The sequence below is a fragment of the Lewinellaceae bacterium genome (assembly GCA_020636135.1).
Lineage (GTDB): Bacteria > Bacteroidota > Bacteroidia > Chitinophagales > Saprospiraceae > JAGQXC01.
Genome location: JACJYK010000001.1, coordinates 1,607,532 through 1,625,613 on the forward strand (window position 1 = coordinate 1,607,532; position 18,082 = coordinate 1,625,613).

The window sequence follows — 18,082 nt, forward strand, 5'->3', positions numbered from 1 at the left end:
CAGAGGGTTAACTATTTGGTCACCAAAAAGAAAACCTGATATGACAAAATTGACGAAGCAACTATTTAATAAATTGGCAGATACCCATGAAGGTCGTTGCCTTTCGATTTACATGCCAACACATGTTGCAGGACAGGAAGTATTGCATCACGAAGACCAGCTCCTGCTTAAAAATTTAATAAAAAGGACAGAGACGGTCCTGGAAACCCGTGGATACGATAAATCCAGTATCAAAGACTTTTTCCGTCCATTACAGGATTTATTACACGATATTGATTTTTGGCGCTATCGGACGGAGGGATTAGCAATTTTTCTTGCGCCAGGGCAGCTTCAAAGCTATGACTTGCCATATTCTGTAAAGTCCAGACATTACCTGGCTCATGAGTACTACCTCAGACCATTATTGCCAGTCATTCAGAATCAACCCCATTATCATGTCCTCTCACTTAATTTGCAGGAAATAAAATGTTATAGAGGCGAAGGGGAAGAATTTGGAGAAGTGATGCTGCCCGGCTTGCCGCAAAGCGTTGAGGAGGTCATGGGAACGGACTACCAGGAATCATCAATATCCTTTCATCGTCAAAAAATGGGAGGTCATTCGTATACTATTTATCATGGTAAAGGAGAATGGCAGGAAGACCAGAAGGATGAAGTAATGACCTTATTCCGGTCTGTTGACCATTTGCTCCAACCTATTTTGGAACTGGATAAATGGCCTTTATTGGTAGTGGCTACTCCTGAATTGTTCTCCGTCTACCGGGAAGTAAATACCTACCGATTTATGCATCCGGATCCGATCGCCCTGGATCCGAGGTACACATCTGCGAAAACAATAATTGATCGCTCTCAGACGGTACTGGATTCCATTTATCTTAAAGCAAGGGATACTAAGGCTGATCTGATCCGTCGCTTTCAAAACACGGGCAGGACTGCTGTTTCCTGGGAAAACCTTATACCTGATGCTGTGGCAGGTAAAGTCGATACGTTATTCCTCGATATGGAAGCAGAGATTTGGGGCATTTACGATAAATCCACCACAGAAGTGCGGATCCATGAATATCCCAACCTGACTAACACTTCTTTGACCAATCTGGCCGCAACCCAGGTCTTTTTACAAGGTGGGACGGTCTATGAAACGACCTTGAATGAGATGCCCTTGCCGGGTTATCAACTAAATGCTTTAATGCGGTATTAGGTAGTTCCATTTTCCGGTGACAGCATGGCATTAAGGTTGATCCAGTTGTGATGTAAATTGGTATTGGTTTTAATAGGAGTCAAAAGTGCTTATCATCAAAGAGGCACATCACATCCGTACAGGAAAACAGATTTCAGGTTTTTAGGAATCAGGCTTTCCTCCAGTACGCCCAATGTTCTAAATTTGCCCCTGCAACTTAACCGTATTTAGGTTGTTATTTCGTGTCATGCAGTGGATTCCAGGTAATATTGAAGCCAAGATTGAATTTGACAAGATCAAGCAGCTCATCGCAGGCAAATGTCTGACGAAAGAGGGTAGTGATCTGATTCGCAGTATTTCGCCCATGATTGATGTTGCGAAGATAGATCATCAAATGTCAGAGGCAGCGGAGGTCATGCAGGCAAGAGAAGAAGATATTCCACTACCATTTTCTTCTTTTGATTCCATCCAGTCTTGTCTTGAGCGTTTGCGTCTTGAGAATGCTCCTTTATCCCTGGAGGAGATGCAGTTGTTACTCGGGCAGCTGGCTCAGATGGATTCGTTGCATCAATATTTCAAAAAAATCGACCCGGATTATTTGCCATTACTTGGCGGAGCGTTCCAGGCCGCCGGCTATGAGCCTGAGCTGTACACCCGCATACGGTTGATCCTGGATGATGATGGTTCTATCCGCCCGGATGCATCCAGGATGTTGATTCAGATCACGCACCAGATGCAGGAAGAAGAGAAGGTTCTGGACCGCACATTTGCCCGTCTGATCAATACGTATCGCCAGCAGGGTTATTTGGGAGATACGTTGGAAAGCGTGCGTAACGGACGCCGGGTATTTGCAGTACACAGCGAGCACAAACGCAAGATCCGTGGTATCATTCACGATGAGTCTACTACCGGTCGCACAGCTTATGTAGAGCCGGATGAGATCATCCAGATCAACAACAACCTGTTTGATTTGCAAATGTCCTGGCGCAAAGAGGTTCACCGAATTCTTTCCGAGTTTGCCGCTTTTGCCCGCCATTACCGGGAGTCACTGGCTGATTGGCAGGAATACCTTTGGCAGCTGGATGCCATTCGTGCCAAGTCGCTTTTCGCAGGACAGATCCACGCGAAAAAACCAAGTCTTTCCGCTCAACCGGAATTTGCTTTGGTTGAAGCAAAACACCCTCTCTTATACCTGAAAAATCTTGAATCCGGCAAAGAAACCATTCCATTGTCCATTCAATTGGGCTATCCTAAACGGTTGGCTTTACTCAGCGGACCCAATGCCGGTGGGAAGTCGGTGGCATTAAAGACCATCGCCCTCTGTCAATGGATGGCACAATGCGGACTTTTAATTCCGGCAAGTGCAGACTCCACCATTGGGATCTTTGAAGAATTTGTCGTTGATATTGGGGACCAGCAATCCATTGAGGACGATCTGAGTACCTACAGTTCCCGACTGAAGCTGATGCAGGAGATGATCCGGATGGCCGGGGCCAGAACGTTGGTTTTCATCGACGAATTCGGTACGGGAACAGACCCAAAAATTGGAGGCGCCATTGCAGAGGCGGTGCTGATGCGCATGCATGATCAACAAGTCAAAGGAGTCATCACCACACATTATTCGAATCTCAAGATACTGGCTAACCACCTCGAGGGTATGGTCAATGGGGCGATGTTATTCAACCGCAAAGACTTGAAGCCTACCTATCGCTTGCGCCTGGGGCGGCCTGGCAGCAGTTTTGCACTTGAAATAGCCGAGAAGATTGGCCTGGATGATACCATCATTCAATACGCCAAACAGAAAATGGGGAACAAAGTGTATTATGTCGATCAGCTCCTGAGTGATCTGGAACAGGAACGCATCGATCTTCAACGGGTAATGCAGGAGCATAAAGAAAAGATCAGCCAGGCAGACAAGCTCATGAAAACCTACCAGCAGATGCAGCTCGATCTGGAGGTTAAACGCAAAAAGCTGAAACTCGAAACGAAACAGAAAGCCCTCCAGGACAATCAGCAAAACATTCAGGCTGTAGAGAAACTGGTCCGGGAATTACGTAAGACCCAAAAGGTTGAACGGGTGGAGCAGAAGTTGACGGAACTAAAAGCCGAACAAAAGGAACTCAATACAGTCGCCCAGAAGCTTGATACGACATTAAATATCCAGGAAACCAGAAATCAAAAACCCATTGAAATAGGTGATTTTGTACGACACAGCAAGAGTGAGTGGGTCGGTGAAGTTCTGAGGCTGGAGAAAGGGCAGGCCGTACTGCAAATCGGGGCCATGCAGGTGACATTGCCTGTGAAAGAGCTGAGGCACGGCCGAGAGCCACTTCCGGTACGTGGAGAGCGAAGTGTGAAAACCACCTTACACGACCATTCCTTTGACTTTGGGACACAGCTGGACATTCGGGGATTAAAGAAAGGCGAGGCGGAGAAAATTGTAGAAGGATTTATCGATAAGGCTGTCCTGGCCAATGCCTGGTCCATCAAAATCCTGCATGGAAAAGGGAATGGTGTCCTGAAGCAGGTGGTTCTTGACAAACTAAGTGATTACCCCACGGCCAAGGTTTATCATCCCGACCCGGAAAGCGGGGGCGACGGCATAACCATCGCCCAGTTTCATACTTAATTAAGTAGTGTACTTTAAGCTTAACCGAATATTTCAGTAGCCGGAAAGTGGTAAGCGATTTCGATAGCTGCATTTTCATCGGAATCGGATCCGTGGACTGCATTTTCACCCATATTGCGTGCGAAAAGGGCACGTATGGTGCCTGGAGCTGCTTTCGCCGGGTCCGTTGCTCCAATCAAAGTACGGAAGTCGGCTACGGCATTGTCCTTTTCCAGTACCGCGGCAACGATCGGGCCTGATGACATAAAGCTGGTCAATTCTCCAAAGAATGGACGCTCTTTATGCACCGCGTAAAATCCTTCCGCTTTTTGTTTACTTAAATGGGTCATTTTCATTGCAACGATGCGGAATCCCGCTTCATTGATTTTCGCTAAGATAGCTCCGATGTGACCGTCAGCTACGGCATCCGGCTTGATCATCGTGAATGTTCTGTTACCTGCCATAATTTACTAGGATTTAAGGCTTTTTTATTTGCGGGGCAAAAGTAAACCATTGACCTAGGCTGTAAAAATATTTTGATATCAAATTTAAAATAGTGAATTTCGCCCCCTGCGCGATGAATACGATTGATATCATACCTCTTATTAAACAGCCGCGTAAGGTTACCATCCTTTCACACCGCAATCCTGATGGGGATGCATTAGGCTCTTCACTGGCAATGGCCCGGATGCTTACCTACATCGGGCATCAGGTTAAGGTGATCCTTCCGAGCGAGTATCCATATTACTTTGACTGGCTTCCGGATGTCGAATCGGTAGTGATTGCTGACAGCCGGGTAAGCTATGCCAATACGCTCATTGAGGAGTGTGACCTGATCATCTGTCTGGATTTCAACTCATTGGACCGGGTAGATAATGTGAGCCAAACTGTGGCTACCTCTAATAAACCCATTATTCTGATCGATCATCACCAGGACCCCATGCCTTTCGCCGGCTATATGATTTCGGATCCGCTGGCTTCATCAACGGCAGAGCTGGTTTACCGGTTTTTCGAGGAATTGGGTCTGCTCCACCGTGTCGATGCTGCGATTGCCACCTGTCTCCTGACCGGTATCATCACGGATACCGGATCATTCAAGTTTAATGTTAACCCTACCGTATTCAATATTGTATCTCAGCTGATCACCAAAGGAGTTGACTATCAGCAGATCCAGTACAATATCTTCAACAATATGTCTGCCAAGCAACTTCAGCTTTTGGGCTTCTGTCTGGATTTAAGGATGGAAATTGTTCCGGAATGGCATGCTGCGATCATTGGCTTGAACAAAGCCGATTTCCAGCGTTTCAAGATCAGCCGGGGGGATACGGAGGGGATCGTCAATTATCCGCTGATGGTGGGTGATATCTGGGTAGCTGTTTTGATCACGGAACAACAAAATCTGATCAAGTTCAGTTTTCGCAGTAAAGGCGACATAGCAGTAAATGAACTGGCCAGACGTCACTTTAACGGTGGCGGGCATAAGAATGCAGCAGGTGGCTCCCTGCAGGTCAGTTTTACCGATGCCCTGCAACAATTGAAACAACATCTTCCTTCGGTTATTCAATTTTCAAATATATGAGAACTACATTCTTAGGCTGTATCGTACTTAGCATCGGCCTACTTTCCTTTGGCTCTTGCAGTAAGGGCAGCAAATCCGGTGGTACAGAAGTAGGGGAGTTCCTGAAAACCCCGACTGGCTTTACGTATTACTTGTTTGAGCGCGGCCCGGGGCGTAAGATCAATGTAGGCGAAGTCGCCTATTTCAATGTCATTGAGGTCATGGATGACTCCGTAGTCCTTCAGAACAGTTGGGTCGACCGGAAACTGCGTAAGAATCAGATCTCTGAAGCAGGTCAAATCTCCCGTGATGTAGGACCTATCATGGATGTACTGCGCGAGATGCATATCGGAGACAGTGTCAGTTTTACCCTGACACCGCGTGACCTGAACATACCTACCGAAGCATTCCAGTTTGACCACCTTACCTATTTCATGAAACTGGAAAAAATAAAATCGCAATCCCAATGGCAGGCAGAAAAGGATTCCATGCAGGCCGTATTTGACCATTATGTGGACAGTGTCCGGTTGCTCACCGAGCCTATGAAGCAAAAATTGCAGGCGGATATCAAAGCCTGGAAGGGAGAATATGCGGATAAGATCCAGCGCACACCTTCCGGAATTGAATACTACGTACACACACTGGGAACAGGCTTGGTCATTGAAAATGGGGTTGGTGTAGCCATCAATTATGTGGGTGCATTGGAAGATGGTACGGTCTTCGACGACAGTTATCACGATGGCCGGCCTTATGCCTTTACCTTTGGAAGAGGTACGGTGATCAAGGCTTGGGATGATATCTTTCAATACCTGCCTCGCGGGTCGGTGGCTACCATCTGGGTACCGGCCAACCTGGCTTATGCTGAAGCTGGAAGCCCGCCGGCAATTCCTCCAAACGCTAATCTTTTCTTTCTGGTAGAAGTCATTGAATAGGCTGACTTCTGGCTATTCGGAAAGCAGGCTGCCGGGCAGGATTCATGATATTCAATTGGAAATTCACGTACCGTTGAATTGATTTTTTTCGTTTTACCCATAAAAGTCATGAGAAGGCTTTCCCATATTCTGGTGTGCCTGTATTTTCTTCCCCTGACTGCTCTGGCACAACCCGAATTAATATATCAGGAGGTCGTGCATGGATTATCCAGGCCTACGGATATTGCTTTTGCACCGGGATATCCCGATAGAATGTATGTGGTTGAGCAGGGTGGAAGAATCCGCATCGTTGAAGGAGGGCTGGTCGTCAGCACCTTTCTTGATTTGTCAGACCAGTTAGATGCGGACAGTGAGCTGGGCCTTCTTGGACTTGCCTTCGATCCACAGTTTGATGAGAATGGCATTTATTATATCGATTATGCCGGTAAGATAGACGGTAAGCTTATAAGCAGGGTGGCACGACGTTTTGTTGAATCTCCTGGTGATTACGTTTCATCAAACCGGGAAGAAGTTGTCTTGAAGTTTGATCAACCCTATAAAAATCACAATGCTGGAGATATCGCTTTTGGCCCGGATAGCATGTTATACATAACAACCGGCGATGGTGGGGCAGCCAATGACCCGGCCGGAAACGGGCAGAACCTGGATACGCTGCTAGGGAAGTTGTTACGCATAGATGTACGTGGACAAGAAACCTACCGCATCCCTGTGGATAATCCATTTTTAGATGTGCCCGCTGTCAAACCGGAAATATGGGCTTATGGATTGCGCAATCCGTGGCGCATAGCTTTTGACCGCCAGAATGGAGATTTGTGGATTGGTGATGTAGGTCAGGATAAATGGGAAGAAATCAGTCGGGTGCCAGCAGGCAAAAGAGGACTTAATTTTGGATGGAGATGCTTTGAGGGAGATCACTACTTTAGCCCTTGTGATTCGATCGACCAGGCTATGCCGGTTTATGTTTATGCACATTCAGATAATTGTCCGGACTCCCGGTATTGCGGAGAGTCCATCACCGGTGGGTTTATGTACCGCGGAGCAAATTCCGACCTGGCCGGACTTTATTTTTTTGCTGATTATGAAAAAAACCGGTTATGGGCCTTGAAATACGATGCCGCCAATGCTTCTCAGGTTCTTGATTTCGAGTTTCCTTACCTGCATACTTCAACTTTCGGCGAGAATGCGGATGGAGAATTATTTTTTGCGACAATTGAGGGCTTCGTTTATCAGATTCAGACCGATGCATCCACGCACCGGTTAGTGGACATCATGGATCAGGTTACCTTATTCCCCAACCCGGCCACATCCTCCGTTCAGCTGCAGCTACCGGTAACAACAGCAGGCGAATATCGCTGGATAGAGCTTTCGGGCAAGGCAGGCTCCTGGCAGCCAATCCCGGCAGGAGGAGGTACGTTGCCTGTCCCCGGAGCAGTAAATGGGATCCTCTGGCTGCAGGTTCGTTCTTCCGGCATGTACTCAAGGGTATTTATGGTAGAAATAATGCATTGAGTCTTCGATTCCGGTAAGTTCTTCTATTTTTGCGTGGGCGAAAAAATAGCAATCATGACTATTGAACAACTAAACGATCTCAAGGATCGATCCGCTCTTCTAAGGAGGTATCTTTGACGTCGACAGACGATTACTCGAAATAGAAGAAAAAGAACAAGTTGCCGGCGACCCGGATTTCTGGGCAGAACCGGACAAGGCAGAGATTATCCTCAAAGAGCTTAAATCGCATAAAAAGTGGGTTGAGCAGTACATGGCCTTCCAGCAGTCGCTGGATGATCTGGATGTTTTATTTGAATTCCAAAAGGAAGGGGAAGCTACTGAAGGAGAAGTTGATCAGGCATACGACCTGGTCGTAACCAAGATTGAAGACCTGGAGTTCAGATCTACCCTGAATCAACCGGAAGACGAATTATCCTGCATTCTGGAGATCAATGCCGGTGCCGGTGGTACAGAGGCTTGTGATTGGGCTTCCATGTTATACCGCATGTACCTGATGTGGGCTGAACGCAACGGCTACAAGGTATCGCTGCTTTACGAACAGGCTGGGGATGTTGCTGGTATCAAGTCGGTTTCGTTGGAATTGGACGGAGAATACGCCTATGGTATGCTGAAAGGAGAAAATGGAGTGCACCGGCTGGTCCGCGTAAGTCCTTTTAATGCGCAAGGCAAGCGAATGACTTCTTTTGCCTCCGTTTTTGTTCATCCATTGATCGATGACAGTATCGAAGTTGATATCAATCCGGCTGACCTGGAATGGGACACCTTCCGGTCCAGTGGGGCCGGGGGCCAGCACGTGAACAAGACCGAATCGGCCGTGCGCGTCCGGCATTTACCCAGTGGAATTGTGGTGGAATGCCAGCAGGAACGTTCTCAGCATATGAACCGGGACAAGGCGATGCAGATGTTGCGATCCCGCCTGTATGAAAAAGAGCTGGAGAAAAAACGCGCCGAGAGGGACAAGATCGAAGCAACCAAGATGAAAAACGAATGGGGTTCGCAGATTCGTTCCTATGTGCTTGATGACCGTCGTGTCAAAGATCATCGCACCCAGTTCCAGACATCACAGACCGACGCGGTTTTGGCCGGAGACCTTGACGGTTTTCTCAAGGCTTTCCTGATGTGGGATGGTTCGGGCAATTAACTCCAGGCTTATATGACCACCTCCGGCAATTCGGCCAACATCCAGTCCCATAGTTCCGTGACATGTCTGCGCTGCAGGTAGGTTTGACCCAGTACCACGCGGATCGTATACTTTCCATCAACTTTGGTATGCGTCAGGTAGGCTTTACCACTGCCATTGATCCTGGTCAGCCACTGCTGGTTGAAACTGTTCGCTTCCTCCAGACTCCATCCGGGTTGAACGGCTCGCAAGCAGACCATATTCAGGAAGAGTGGTGTGACTAATTCCAGGTGGGGATTGCCTTTCACCTGATCCGCAAACCAGTTTGCCCATTCGATGTGGTTTCGCAGCGTCTGTTGCAAACCTTCGATGCCGTATGTACGCAGAACGAACCAGAGCTTCAAAGCACGGAATCGTCTTCCAAGGGCTATTCCCCAATCGCGATAGTCGTTCACTTTACCGGTGGTAGCTGTTTTCAGGTATTCAGGAAGGATCGAAAAGGTACGGACCAGTGCGTCACGGTCTTTGACGAAATAGGCGCTGAGATCAAAATTTGTGAAGAGCCATTTATGTGGATTGGTTACAAACGTATCTGCTCGTTCGATACCACGGATCATCCAGCGGTATTCCGGCAAAAGAAGTGCATTGCCGGCGTAAGCAGCATCGATATGCAGCCATAGTCTGTGGGTTTCGCAGATGGAGGCGATAGGCTCAAGGGGATCGACAGCAAGGGTAGAGGTGGAACCGAGTGCAATGATGACACATAGCGGTATCATTCCGGCAGCCTGGTCTTTTCGGATGGCTTCTTCCAGTGCTTCAGGCTGCATGGATCGATTCATATCCACCGGGATTTTTACCAGGTTCTCCAGACCAATACCGGCTATCTGCACAGCTTTATCGATGGACGAATGAACATCCGTGGATGCATATACGCGGTATACGGGCAGTCCCTGGAGTCCCTGCTTGTTGCTTTGCCAGGTACTTTGTTTTTCCCGTGCGGTCAATATGGACACCAGTGTAGCTGTAGAAGCAGTATCCTGGATAACTCCCTGCCATGAAGCAGGCAGCCCATATGCGTCCCGCATCCATTCCATGACGCGTTCTTCCAGCTCAGCCGCTGCCGGCGAGGTATCCCAGATCATACACTGTGCGGCCAGGGCTGCAGTGATCATTTCTCCCAGGATGGATGGCAACGAGGTGTTCGCTGGGAAATAGGCGTGAAAGTGCGGATGTTGCCAGTGTGTCATCCCCGGTAATACAATGTCCTGAAAGTCTTTCCAGATCGCTTCAAACGATTCTCCGTGAGCCGGAGGAGATCCCGGCAGCTGGTCACGTATATCGCCGGGAGAAACTTGTGATTTTACGGGTAGATTTTCAAGTTGTTCGTAGTAGTTGCAAATCCATTCTACCACTTCGTGTGCATGCTTCCTAAATACAGGGATATCCATGATTTAATCCAATTGGTGGCAAAAGATAAATCTTTCAATGCCAATCCAAAAATGATTCAGGGCAAGCTATAAAATACATATGCCAGCCCACGGTTGGGCCGGCACATGTTCATCCTACTAAACCAAACTATTACACCATGATGAATGCAATTTCCTTATACTTTTTCGGGACTAGAACCGGTCAAAATCGGTGTGTCCACGAAAGATGCGATTGTTGTATCCTGATCCGGGACGGTTGGTGAAGACCATAGTGAGGTCTCCGTTTACGGACTGGTATTCAAGCAAACCGTGGTCGCTAAGTCGGATCTGATTACCATCCTCATCGATAAACATCCCATTCCTGTAACGACGCAGGTCGGACCAGCTATCCCGGTTGAATCGTACCCTCAGATTGCGCCTCGTTTCTTTGATTTCGATGCGAATACCCGTGCTTTGGTTGTACCAGGTTCCTTCCATGGAACGGAAGTCAAAACGGTCCCAGTCCCGGTCGTTCCATTCCTGATCATGCCGGTTCTGATCATTCCTGTCCCTGCCATAGGAACCGTAACCAGGATCATAACCATTGTCCCGGCGATTGTTATTCGTGTAAAGTATCCATGTCTTTTGTCCGTCCCGGGGGGTATATTGCAATTGATCGCCTACAAAGCGCAGTCGTGCCTGACCATTTGCCGAACGGAAATAATCGGCACTTATGCGACTGTAATTAACCCAGTAGTTTTCATCCGAAGCCCTTGCATCCAGTCCACGGGAAGTCTGTCGTATTTCCAATTGCATATGACCGGTTTGATCGGTCCAAATCCCGGATATCGTTGCATCTGCAGCAAAGGTCATCCCTGCCAGTAGCAGCAATAATCCGATCAACCCCATTGATGTTTTAAATCGCGTTTTCATAACCTTGCATTTTAGGAGGTGAATAATGCATTTTCACTAAGAATGGCAAGGAATTGTTAATGGTACCGGGGTATTCGTTAAATGGAGGTTAAGGGAAAAGGGAAATGGGAAAAGGGAAAAGGGAAATGGGAAATGGGAAAAGGTTGAGTCCACTCCGGACTAAAGGTTGAGGGCGTAGGTTAGTAGGATTAGCGGGTGATCCACATCAGGGCGTCCTGTGTAGTCGGGAAGATCTTATCAGCTTCTCGCAATTTTGCTTCTGGATGGGAATTGGTGACTCCGAGCGTGAATAAACCCGCCAGACGGGCAGCAGTGATACCCGCCGGGGAGTCCTCGATAGCAATTAACTTTTTGGGCTCGATTTGCAGCAAGGTGGCGGCCTGAAGATAGGCATCAGGAGCTGGCTTCATTTGTGCTACCTTGTTACTGGTAACAATGGCTTTGAAATAGGGCTGGATGCGGGTACTCAGGAAAACGGCTTCGGCATCCTCATCAGAACTGTTGGTCGCAATTGCCAGGGCGTATTTGTTGGCAAGGATAGGTAGAGCTTCACCCACACCACGAAAAAGAGGTGTGTATTCGCTGGCCAGCCGGTGATATTTTTTGCGTTTGGATTCGAGTAATGCCTCATCTTCAGTATCCCTAAGGACGTGTTCGACCACCCAGGATGCCAGCGTGCGGTCCGACTGACCAATCCACTGGCTGAACCAGTCTTCATCGTAGTGTAATTTGTAGGTCGACAGGGTGTCCAACCAGGCGTCACGGTGGAGAGGTTCGGTATCTACCAGGGTGCCATCCAAATCAAAAACGATACCTTGCCAAGCCATGCTGCGTTATTTCTTTTTCCCCGATTGTTTCTGTGCAGCTTGCCGCTGTTGCTCTTTCAATGCATCTTCCAGCCGGGCCTGAAATCCGGATTTTTTCTTAGGCTTCTTCTTATTTGCCTCCAGTTTCTCCAGGATCTTCGATTCATCAAACAAGAATCGTTTCGCACCCAGGGTCTGACCGATGTTCAGCAGGTTACTGAACAGGAGGTAACACGTAAGTCCCGAAGCGTAGTTGTTGAAGTAGACGGTGAACATCAGGGGCATCAGGTACTGGACATACTTCATGGCCGGATTGACATTGGACATGTCCATCATCTTACTGTTGTAGTAGGTATAGGCCAATGTACTTCCTGCCCATAAGATGGTAAAGAGACTGATGTGTGCCCCAACAACTGGCAATTCAACAGGCAAACGGAAGAAAACATCGTATGACGACAGGTCATGCGCCCACAGGAAGCTCTCTTGCCGGAATTCGATGGATGCCGGAAAGAAGCGGTACAATGCAAACCACACGGGCATTTGCAAAACCATCGGAAGGCAGCCTCCGAGAGGATTGACCCCAAACTCGCGATAGAGTTTCATGGTCTCCATTTGCTGTGCCTGCTGGTCGTCTTTGAATTTATCCTTCAGTGAGGCGATGTAGGGCTTTAAGGCACTCATCTTGATCTGCGAATGCAAACTCTGATAAGTCAGTGGGAATAATGCTGCCTTTACCAGCAACGTCAGGATGAGAATCACGATACCCGCACTTCCGATGTATTTGAGCAGCCATCCGAACAAGGGGCGAAAAACCCACCGGTTGATGGTACCAAATACCGAGCGGCCAAATGGAATGATATCCTCCATCTGATAGCCCATGGCCCGCAGACGCTTGAATTCATTGGGACCGACATACATTTTCATCTGGAAGGCATCGCTACCCTGCAGCGGTAGGGAAAGCTGGGTGGTGAGTTTCTTTAAGGCCGATGCCTCCTTGTCCAGCATTTCGGTGGATAATACAGCGTCGGGGAATGAGGTTCCTGCAATGATCGAGGTGTTGAAGAACTGATTGGAATTCGAGACCCATTTTAAAGGCTTGTTCTCGAATGTCTTGGTATCATTGGACCGGCAGGAGCAATAGTCGGGATCATCATCCACCTCCTTGAAATAATTGGTGGAATAGAACCGCTCAAACGAATCGTTGATCTCAATTTTATCCAGATAGTTTTCCCAGTCCAACTGTATCTGTTGTGTTCCGGTACTTCCGGGTAATCCAACCAGTTTGACGGAATAGTCCAGGATGTAAGAGTCTGGTTGTAAGGTATAACGCTGTTCAAAATAGGCTCCCTCTGCCAAAGGCAACCGGAAGACCAGGGCATCGCCTTCCCGGTCATAACGGAAGTAAAAATCATTGGTTACGATCTTTCCGTTGGAAGTATTGCCCCAGGGAATGGAATAGCCAAATTTATTCTGCGGGTTATCCAGTAGAAAAAGTGGACCGCTTTGCCGCTTATGATTTTCGTCCTCATATTCCCGCTGATAATCTTTCAGCTGGGCTTTTCTGATGAAGCCGCCTTTTGTACTGAAATCAATTTTTATCAGGTTGTTTTCCAGAGTTACCATTTCTTCCGTTCCGTGCAGGTAGTCTGCCAGGCTGCCATACAACGCTTGGTCCTGTGCCATCCTTAATGAGTCGGCAATGACAGTCGAGACGGAAGTGGTCGTATCCTGTACGGGAGTTTCTGCCGGAATTGTCAGGGCTATTGAGTCCTGTATCTTTTTCTGTGCAGCCGCGCGCTCCAGATTCTGCTTACTCATCCAATAACTCCACCCCAGTAGGATGAATAATATAATGATGAGCCCAACGGCGTTATTCCGATCCATTAAGTCTACTTTTTCTAAACGTGTGGCAAAGGTACAATTTTGATTATTTTAAACGGTGTCTGCTCTCCAGGCTTTAGATGAATTTACATGGATAATCGATCGGCGGAATGGAGGCCCTAGCTTGCCCACTTGTCAAGTTGCTGAAGTGTAGCTCTTAAATCCTTGGGTAATTCTGCAGTGAACTCCATAATGATTCCGTCTGCCGGATGTGGAATTTGTAGTGAGTAAGCGTGCAAAGCCAGCCTGCCGAGCAGTGGCCTTTCTTCCTGATCCTGAGGCATATTAAATTTGCGCTTGATGGCAGAAACAAAAAATCCTTTGCCATCTCCATATAATTCATCGGCAACAATTGGGTTTCCCAGATATGCCAGATGCACCCGGAGCTGATGCGTCCGGCCGGTCTCCGGCAGTAGCTTCACCCAGGTATACCCACGGTATTTGTGAATCACCTCCACATGGGTTGTGGCGGTTTTCCCCCTGGGGTCAATAGCCATCAAGGCACCGTGTGCCGTGGAGCGGATAGGTTGATCAATGGTCAATTGATCAGCCTGAGGGACACCGTGAACCAGCGCGAAATAAGTCTTAGTGACGTTGCGGCTGGAAAATGCCTCATTGAGGAAGCTGTGTACGTCTGCACTCCTGGCAGCAACCATGACTCCCGAAGTATCCTTGTCCAGCCGGTGCACGATCATGAAATCCGAATACTTTCGCATTCCCCAGCTCCGCACGCTGGGTAAATCAGCATCCAGACGGTCCGGCACACTTAATAATCCGGCTGGTTTATGGAGGACGACCAGGTGCGCATCTTCGTATAGGATTTCAGGCTCGTTCTTCATTTAACGAAGTCGTGTTCTGTGCATTGATTTGTGAAAAAGTCCTCAACCCCCGCACGTAATAATCCCAGATGATCGATCCGCGATAGAAGCCTGCAGTTGGTTTATTAGGCCGGAATTGATTGATCTTACGGTTGTAAACTTTTCGTTTTTCCAGCCATTTGGGAAACCGAACGATAAATGATCCGTAGGCATGCACTACCTGAAAGGCAAAATCAAACCGTTTTTTGGTAAGATAGTGTGCGGCGGCAGCTAAATCCAGGATAACCCGGACAGGGAATATCCAGAGGAGCTGATACCAGGGTTTATTTTTAAAATAGGTACACAGGTTATTGCGGAAATTAAGGTATACTTTTCTGGGGGACTGATACCCTAGTGTACCACCACCCAGATGATAGACCGGCACAGTAGGAGCACTGAGGATCCTGAATCCTGCCCTGCGGATCCGCCAGCACAGGTCAATCTCTTCGTGATGAGCGAAATATTCCTCATCAAATCCTCCCAGGCTGTGATAAATGTCTGCCCGAATGGCCATTGCGGCACCACTGGCCCAGGCTAATTCTGTGGGTGTGTCGTATTGCTGGTCATCACGCTCGATCTCATTCAGGAAACGGCCCATACAAAACGGATAGCAGGTTGCATCCATCCAGCCACCGGCACCTCCTGCATATTCAAACTCGTTTTTGTTGCGGTAAGACAATATTTTTGGCTGAACAGCCACCACATTGGATTCGTTCTCCATTACTTCAACCAGTTTTGTTGCCCAGTACGGGGATACTTCAACATCACTGTTCAGAAGGATGTAGTACCTGGCATCCACCTGGGCTAATCCACGATTGTACCCTTCCGCGAACCCGTAATTCCTGTTCAGCTTAATGACCTGGAGATAGGGGTACTTTTTTTGCACCCAGTCCAGAGACCCATCCGAAGAGCAATTGTCGATGATGTAAATCGGGATGTGAGAAGCGGTATGACTGACTACCGAAGGTAAAAACTCCTGGAGATGTTGCAGTCCATTGTAGTTTAGAATGACCACCGCCGTCTGATCCTGGTGAATAGCACGGTAGGGAGATACATAACCAGCCAGAAATTTCCTGGTCTCTATCTCGTCTTCCATGAGCTGGATCTTCAGGTCATCGATCTGATCAAAGCTCATCTCATCACGAATGTGCTTGATCACCTCGACACGGATCGGCAAACCATAAATGACTTCGTTGAAATCAAATAGATGGGCTTCTATGACCCTTTTGCTCTGATCTTTTAATACAGGACGCCGGCCGATATAGAGCATGGCGTCGTAGGTCATTTCATCGACCGTAACCGTAGCGGCATAGACACCGTCGCAAGGGATTAATTTTTCTCGCTCGTTTAGCTGGATATTGGCTGTGGGATAGCCTATGGTAGTACCAATTTTTTCACCGTGAACTATGGTGCCACTTAACAAATAATGATGGTGTAGCAGGCGGTTAGCCAGTTCTACCTGGCCATTATTCAGTGCATTCCTGATCTTGGTGGAGCTAATGACAATTTCTTCGACCGCTTGTTTGTCAATTTCGATTATTTCACATTTTCCCTCTTCTTCGTACTCCTTAAGCAGGGTGATATTGCCCTCACGATTTAATCCAAAGCGGTGATCGTATCCGATGACGATGTAGCGGGGATGGAAAGTTCCCAGCAGGAATTTCTCAATGTATTCGCGCGGATGGAGCTGGGAAAATTCTACCGTAAATGGGATGATCACCAGATGATCAATTCCAAACTGCTCGATCAGTAAAATCTTCTCCTCAAGTGTTGTCAGGATTTCCAGTTCCTTATCCTGAGGATATACGATTTTGCGAGGGTGCGGATGAAAGGTTATGATGACACTTTCGCCTCCGATGGCTTTTGCTAATCGCTTGACTTGACGGATCAGGCGCTGGTGACCACGATGGACCCCGTCAAACGATCCGATCGTGATAACTGTGTTGTTCAGAGCAGGTAGGGACGCAAGGTCCCGGTATATTTTCATAATGCTAAGCCTGATTCGGTCACAAAAATATCATTCTGATCAGCATATTTCAATGCCGGTAGTACTTTATCCTGACTGATATGCTTTCCGGGCGGCACGATGGTGTAACCCGGAGCGTTCTGAATATTTTCCATTTTACCGTTCAATCTTTGTCTTAAAATGAAAACAAAATGGCCTTTTTAGTATTCTTATGGCAGTAAAAGGCTGAATCATGATTGAAGTAGCAGATATAAAAAAGGTACTAAGCAACCTGAGGGATCCGGAGACGGGACAGGATTTGATCACCAGTGGCCGTATCAAGGATGTTAACATCCGGGGTCAATATGTCCAGTGCACTATGGTGCTTCCTTCCTTGCAGGCCACCTATAAAGAATCACTCTATCAGGCGGTGCAAGGAGCAATTGAGAAACAATTTCCTGACTATCAGGTCCACATCCATATGGAAGTAGCCGCCGCAGGGAGTACTGCCAGTTCTCCATTACCCCATGTAAAGAACATTGTGGCAGTTGCCAGTGGAAAGGGTGGGGTAGGAAAATCAACGATCTCAGTCAATCTGGCGCTGGCGTTGCACAAAGCCGGCTGGAAGGTAGGCATACTGGATGCGGATCTGTATGGCCCTTCGATACCTACAATGCTTGACCTAACGCATGCCAAACCCAAGGTCGAAGTGATCCAGGGAGCTCATAAATTAATCCCCCTGGAGGCTTACGGAATTCCCGTTATCAGCATGGGTTTCATCGTAGAACCGGAGCAGGCAGTTGTTTTGCGTGGCCCGCGATTGGGAGGTATCATCAAACAATTCATCACCGATTGCCTCTGGCCACAATTGGATATACTGGTTGTCGATCTGCCACCAGGTACCGGAGATATCCAGCTAACCCTGGTCCAATCCATTCCGGTGACCGGAGCGATTATGGTAACCACCCCTCAACAGGTAGCCGTTGCCGATGCGATTAAAGCCGCCAGCATGTTCATGATGGAAAATGTGGCCGTACCTATAATCGGCGTCGTAGAAAACATGTCCTGGTTTACGCCCGAAGAAATGCCGGATAAGAAATATTATTTGTTCGGTAAGGGCGGTGGCGAACGATTGGCACATTATACCCAATCTACATTGTTGGGACAAGTGCCTCTGATCCAGGCCGTGCAGGAGTTGTCTGACCGCGGAAAGCCGGCAGCGCTCCAAGGCGATCCGCTCCTGTACGAACCATTCAAGCACCTGGCTGAAGAGACCATCAAACAGCTGCAGGTTAGAAACGACACCCTGAAACCTACGGAGGTCGTTCGTATCACCACCGGATAGTGTGAAGG

General features: G+C 48.0%; 14 protein-coding genes. 7 read left to right on the forward strand and 7 right to left on the reverse strand.

All coding sequences use genetic code 11. From position 1 onward, the window contains the following. Nucleotides 1–40: 40 nt before the first annotated feature. Both H6570_06060 and H6570_06065 read left to right on the forward strand, forming a co-directional pair. On the forward strand, nt 41–1,195 hold the full coding sequence (locus H6570_06060) for a hypothetical protein (GenBank protein ID MCB9318824.1): 1,155 nt from the start codon (nt 41–43) through the stop codon (nt 1,193–1,195). 226 nt (nt 1,196–1,421) lie between these two features. Continuing rightward, nucleotides 1,422–3,803, forward strand: coding sequence for a Smr/MutS family protein (locus tag H6570_06065; protein MCB9318825.1), 2,382 nt, complete (start codon nt 1,422–1,424; stop codon nt 3,801–3,803). 20 nt (nt 3,804–3,823) lie between these two features. Here the strand turns inward: H6570_06065 and H6570_06070 are convergent, their stop codons facing one another. After that, entirely contained in the window at nt 3,824–4,246 is a 423-nt protein-coding gene (locus H6570_06070) for a nucleoside-diphosphate kinase (protein MCB9318826.1), read from the reverse strand. A 113-nt stretch (nt 4,247–4,359) separates the two neighbouring features. On the opposite strand from H6570_06070, the gene H6570_06075 reads away from it, so the two are divergent. The 4 genes from H6570_06075 (at nt 4,360) to prfB (ending at nt 8,922) form a co-directional block, all read left to right on the forward strand. Continuing rightward, complete coding sequence (locus tag H6570_06075) at nt 4,360–5,361, forward strand: bifunctional oligoribonuclease/PAP phosphatase NrnA (GenBank protein MCB9318827.1); 1,002 nt, start codon at nt 4,360–4,362, stop codon at nt 5,359–5,361. Further along, a complete protein-coding gene (locus H6570_06080) occupies nt 5,358–6,272 on the forward strand; it encodes an FKBP-type peptidyl-prolyl cis-trans isomerase (GenBank protein ID MCB9318828.1) in 915 nt (304 codons plus the stop codon). Before H6570_06075 ends, H6570_06080 begins: the two co-directional genes overlap by 4 nt. A 108-nt stretch (nt 6,273–6,380) precedes the next feature. Continuing rightward, on the forward strand, nt 6,381–7,781 hold the full coding sequence (locus H6570_06085) for a PQQ-dependent sugar dehydrogenase (GenBank protein ID MCB9318829.1): 1,401 nt from the start codon (nt 6,381–6,383) through the stop codon (nt 7,779–7,781). Between the two features lie 109 nt (nt 7,782–7,890). Continuing rightward, entirely contained in the window at nt 7,891–8,922 is a 1,032-nt protein-coding gene (prfB, locus tag H6570_06090; protein ID MCB9318830.1) for a peptide chain release factor 2, read from the forward strand. An 8-nt stretch (nt 8,923–8,930) separates the two neighbouring features. Here prfB and H6570_06095 read toward each other — a convergent pair whose 3' ends face one another. From H6570_06095 to H6570_06120, 6 genes are all read right to left on the reverse strand, one after another. Continuing rightward, nucleotides 8,931–10,349, reverse strand: a complete 1,419-nt coding sequence (locus tag H6570_06095; protein ID MCB9318831.1) for an aspartate aminotransferase family protein — start codon at nt 10,347–10,349, stop codon at nt 8,931–8,933. 171 nt (nt 10,350–10,520) lie between these two features. Beyond that, complete coding sequence (locus tag H6570_06100; GenBank protein MCB9318832.1) at nt 10,521–11,240, reverse strand: hypothetical protein; 720 nt, start codon at nt 11,238–11,240, stop codon at nt 10,521–10,523. Between the two features lie 188 nt (nt 11,241–11,428). Then, nucleotides 11,429–12,067: an HAD family phosphatase gene (locus H6570_06105; protein MCB9318833.1), complete on the reverse strand. Its 639-nt coding sequence runs from the start codon at nt 12,065–12,067 to the stop codon at nt 11,429–11,431. A gap of 6 nt (nt 12,068–12,073) precedes the next feature. Then, a complete protein-coding gene (gene yidC / locus H6570_06110; GenBank protein ID MCB9318834.1) occupies nt 12,074–13,930 on the reverse strand; it encodes a membrane protein insertase YidC in 1,857 nt (618 codons plus the stop codon). 116 nt (nt 13,931–14,046) lie between these two features. Further along, on the reverse strand, nt 14,047–14,766 hold the full coding sequence (locus H6570_06115) for an RluA family pseudouridine synthase (GenBank protein ID MCB9318835.1): 720 nt from the start codon (nt 14,764–14,766) through the stop codon (nt 14,047–14,049). Next, nucleotides 14,750–16,771 carry a bifunctional riboflavin kinase/FAD synthetase gene (locus tag H6570_06120; GenBank protein ID MCB9318836.1) on the reverse strand — a complete coding sequence of 674 codons (2,022 nt, stop codon included), beginning with the start codon at nt 16,769–16,771 and terminating at the stop codon, nt 14,750–14,752. The genes H6570_06115 and H6570_06120 overlap by 17 nt, the downstream gene beginning before the upstream one ends. Before the next feature lie 211 nt (nt 16,772–16,982). Between H6570_06120 and H6570_06125 the strand changes: the two genes are divergently transcribed. Beyond that, a complete protein-coding gene (locus H6570_06125; protein ID MCB9318837.1) occupies nt 16,983–18,074 on the forward strand; it encodes an Mrp/NBP35 family ATP-binding protein in 1,092 nt (363 codons plus the stop codon). Nucleotides 18,075–18,082: the final 8 nt, after the last annotated feature.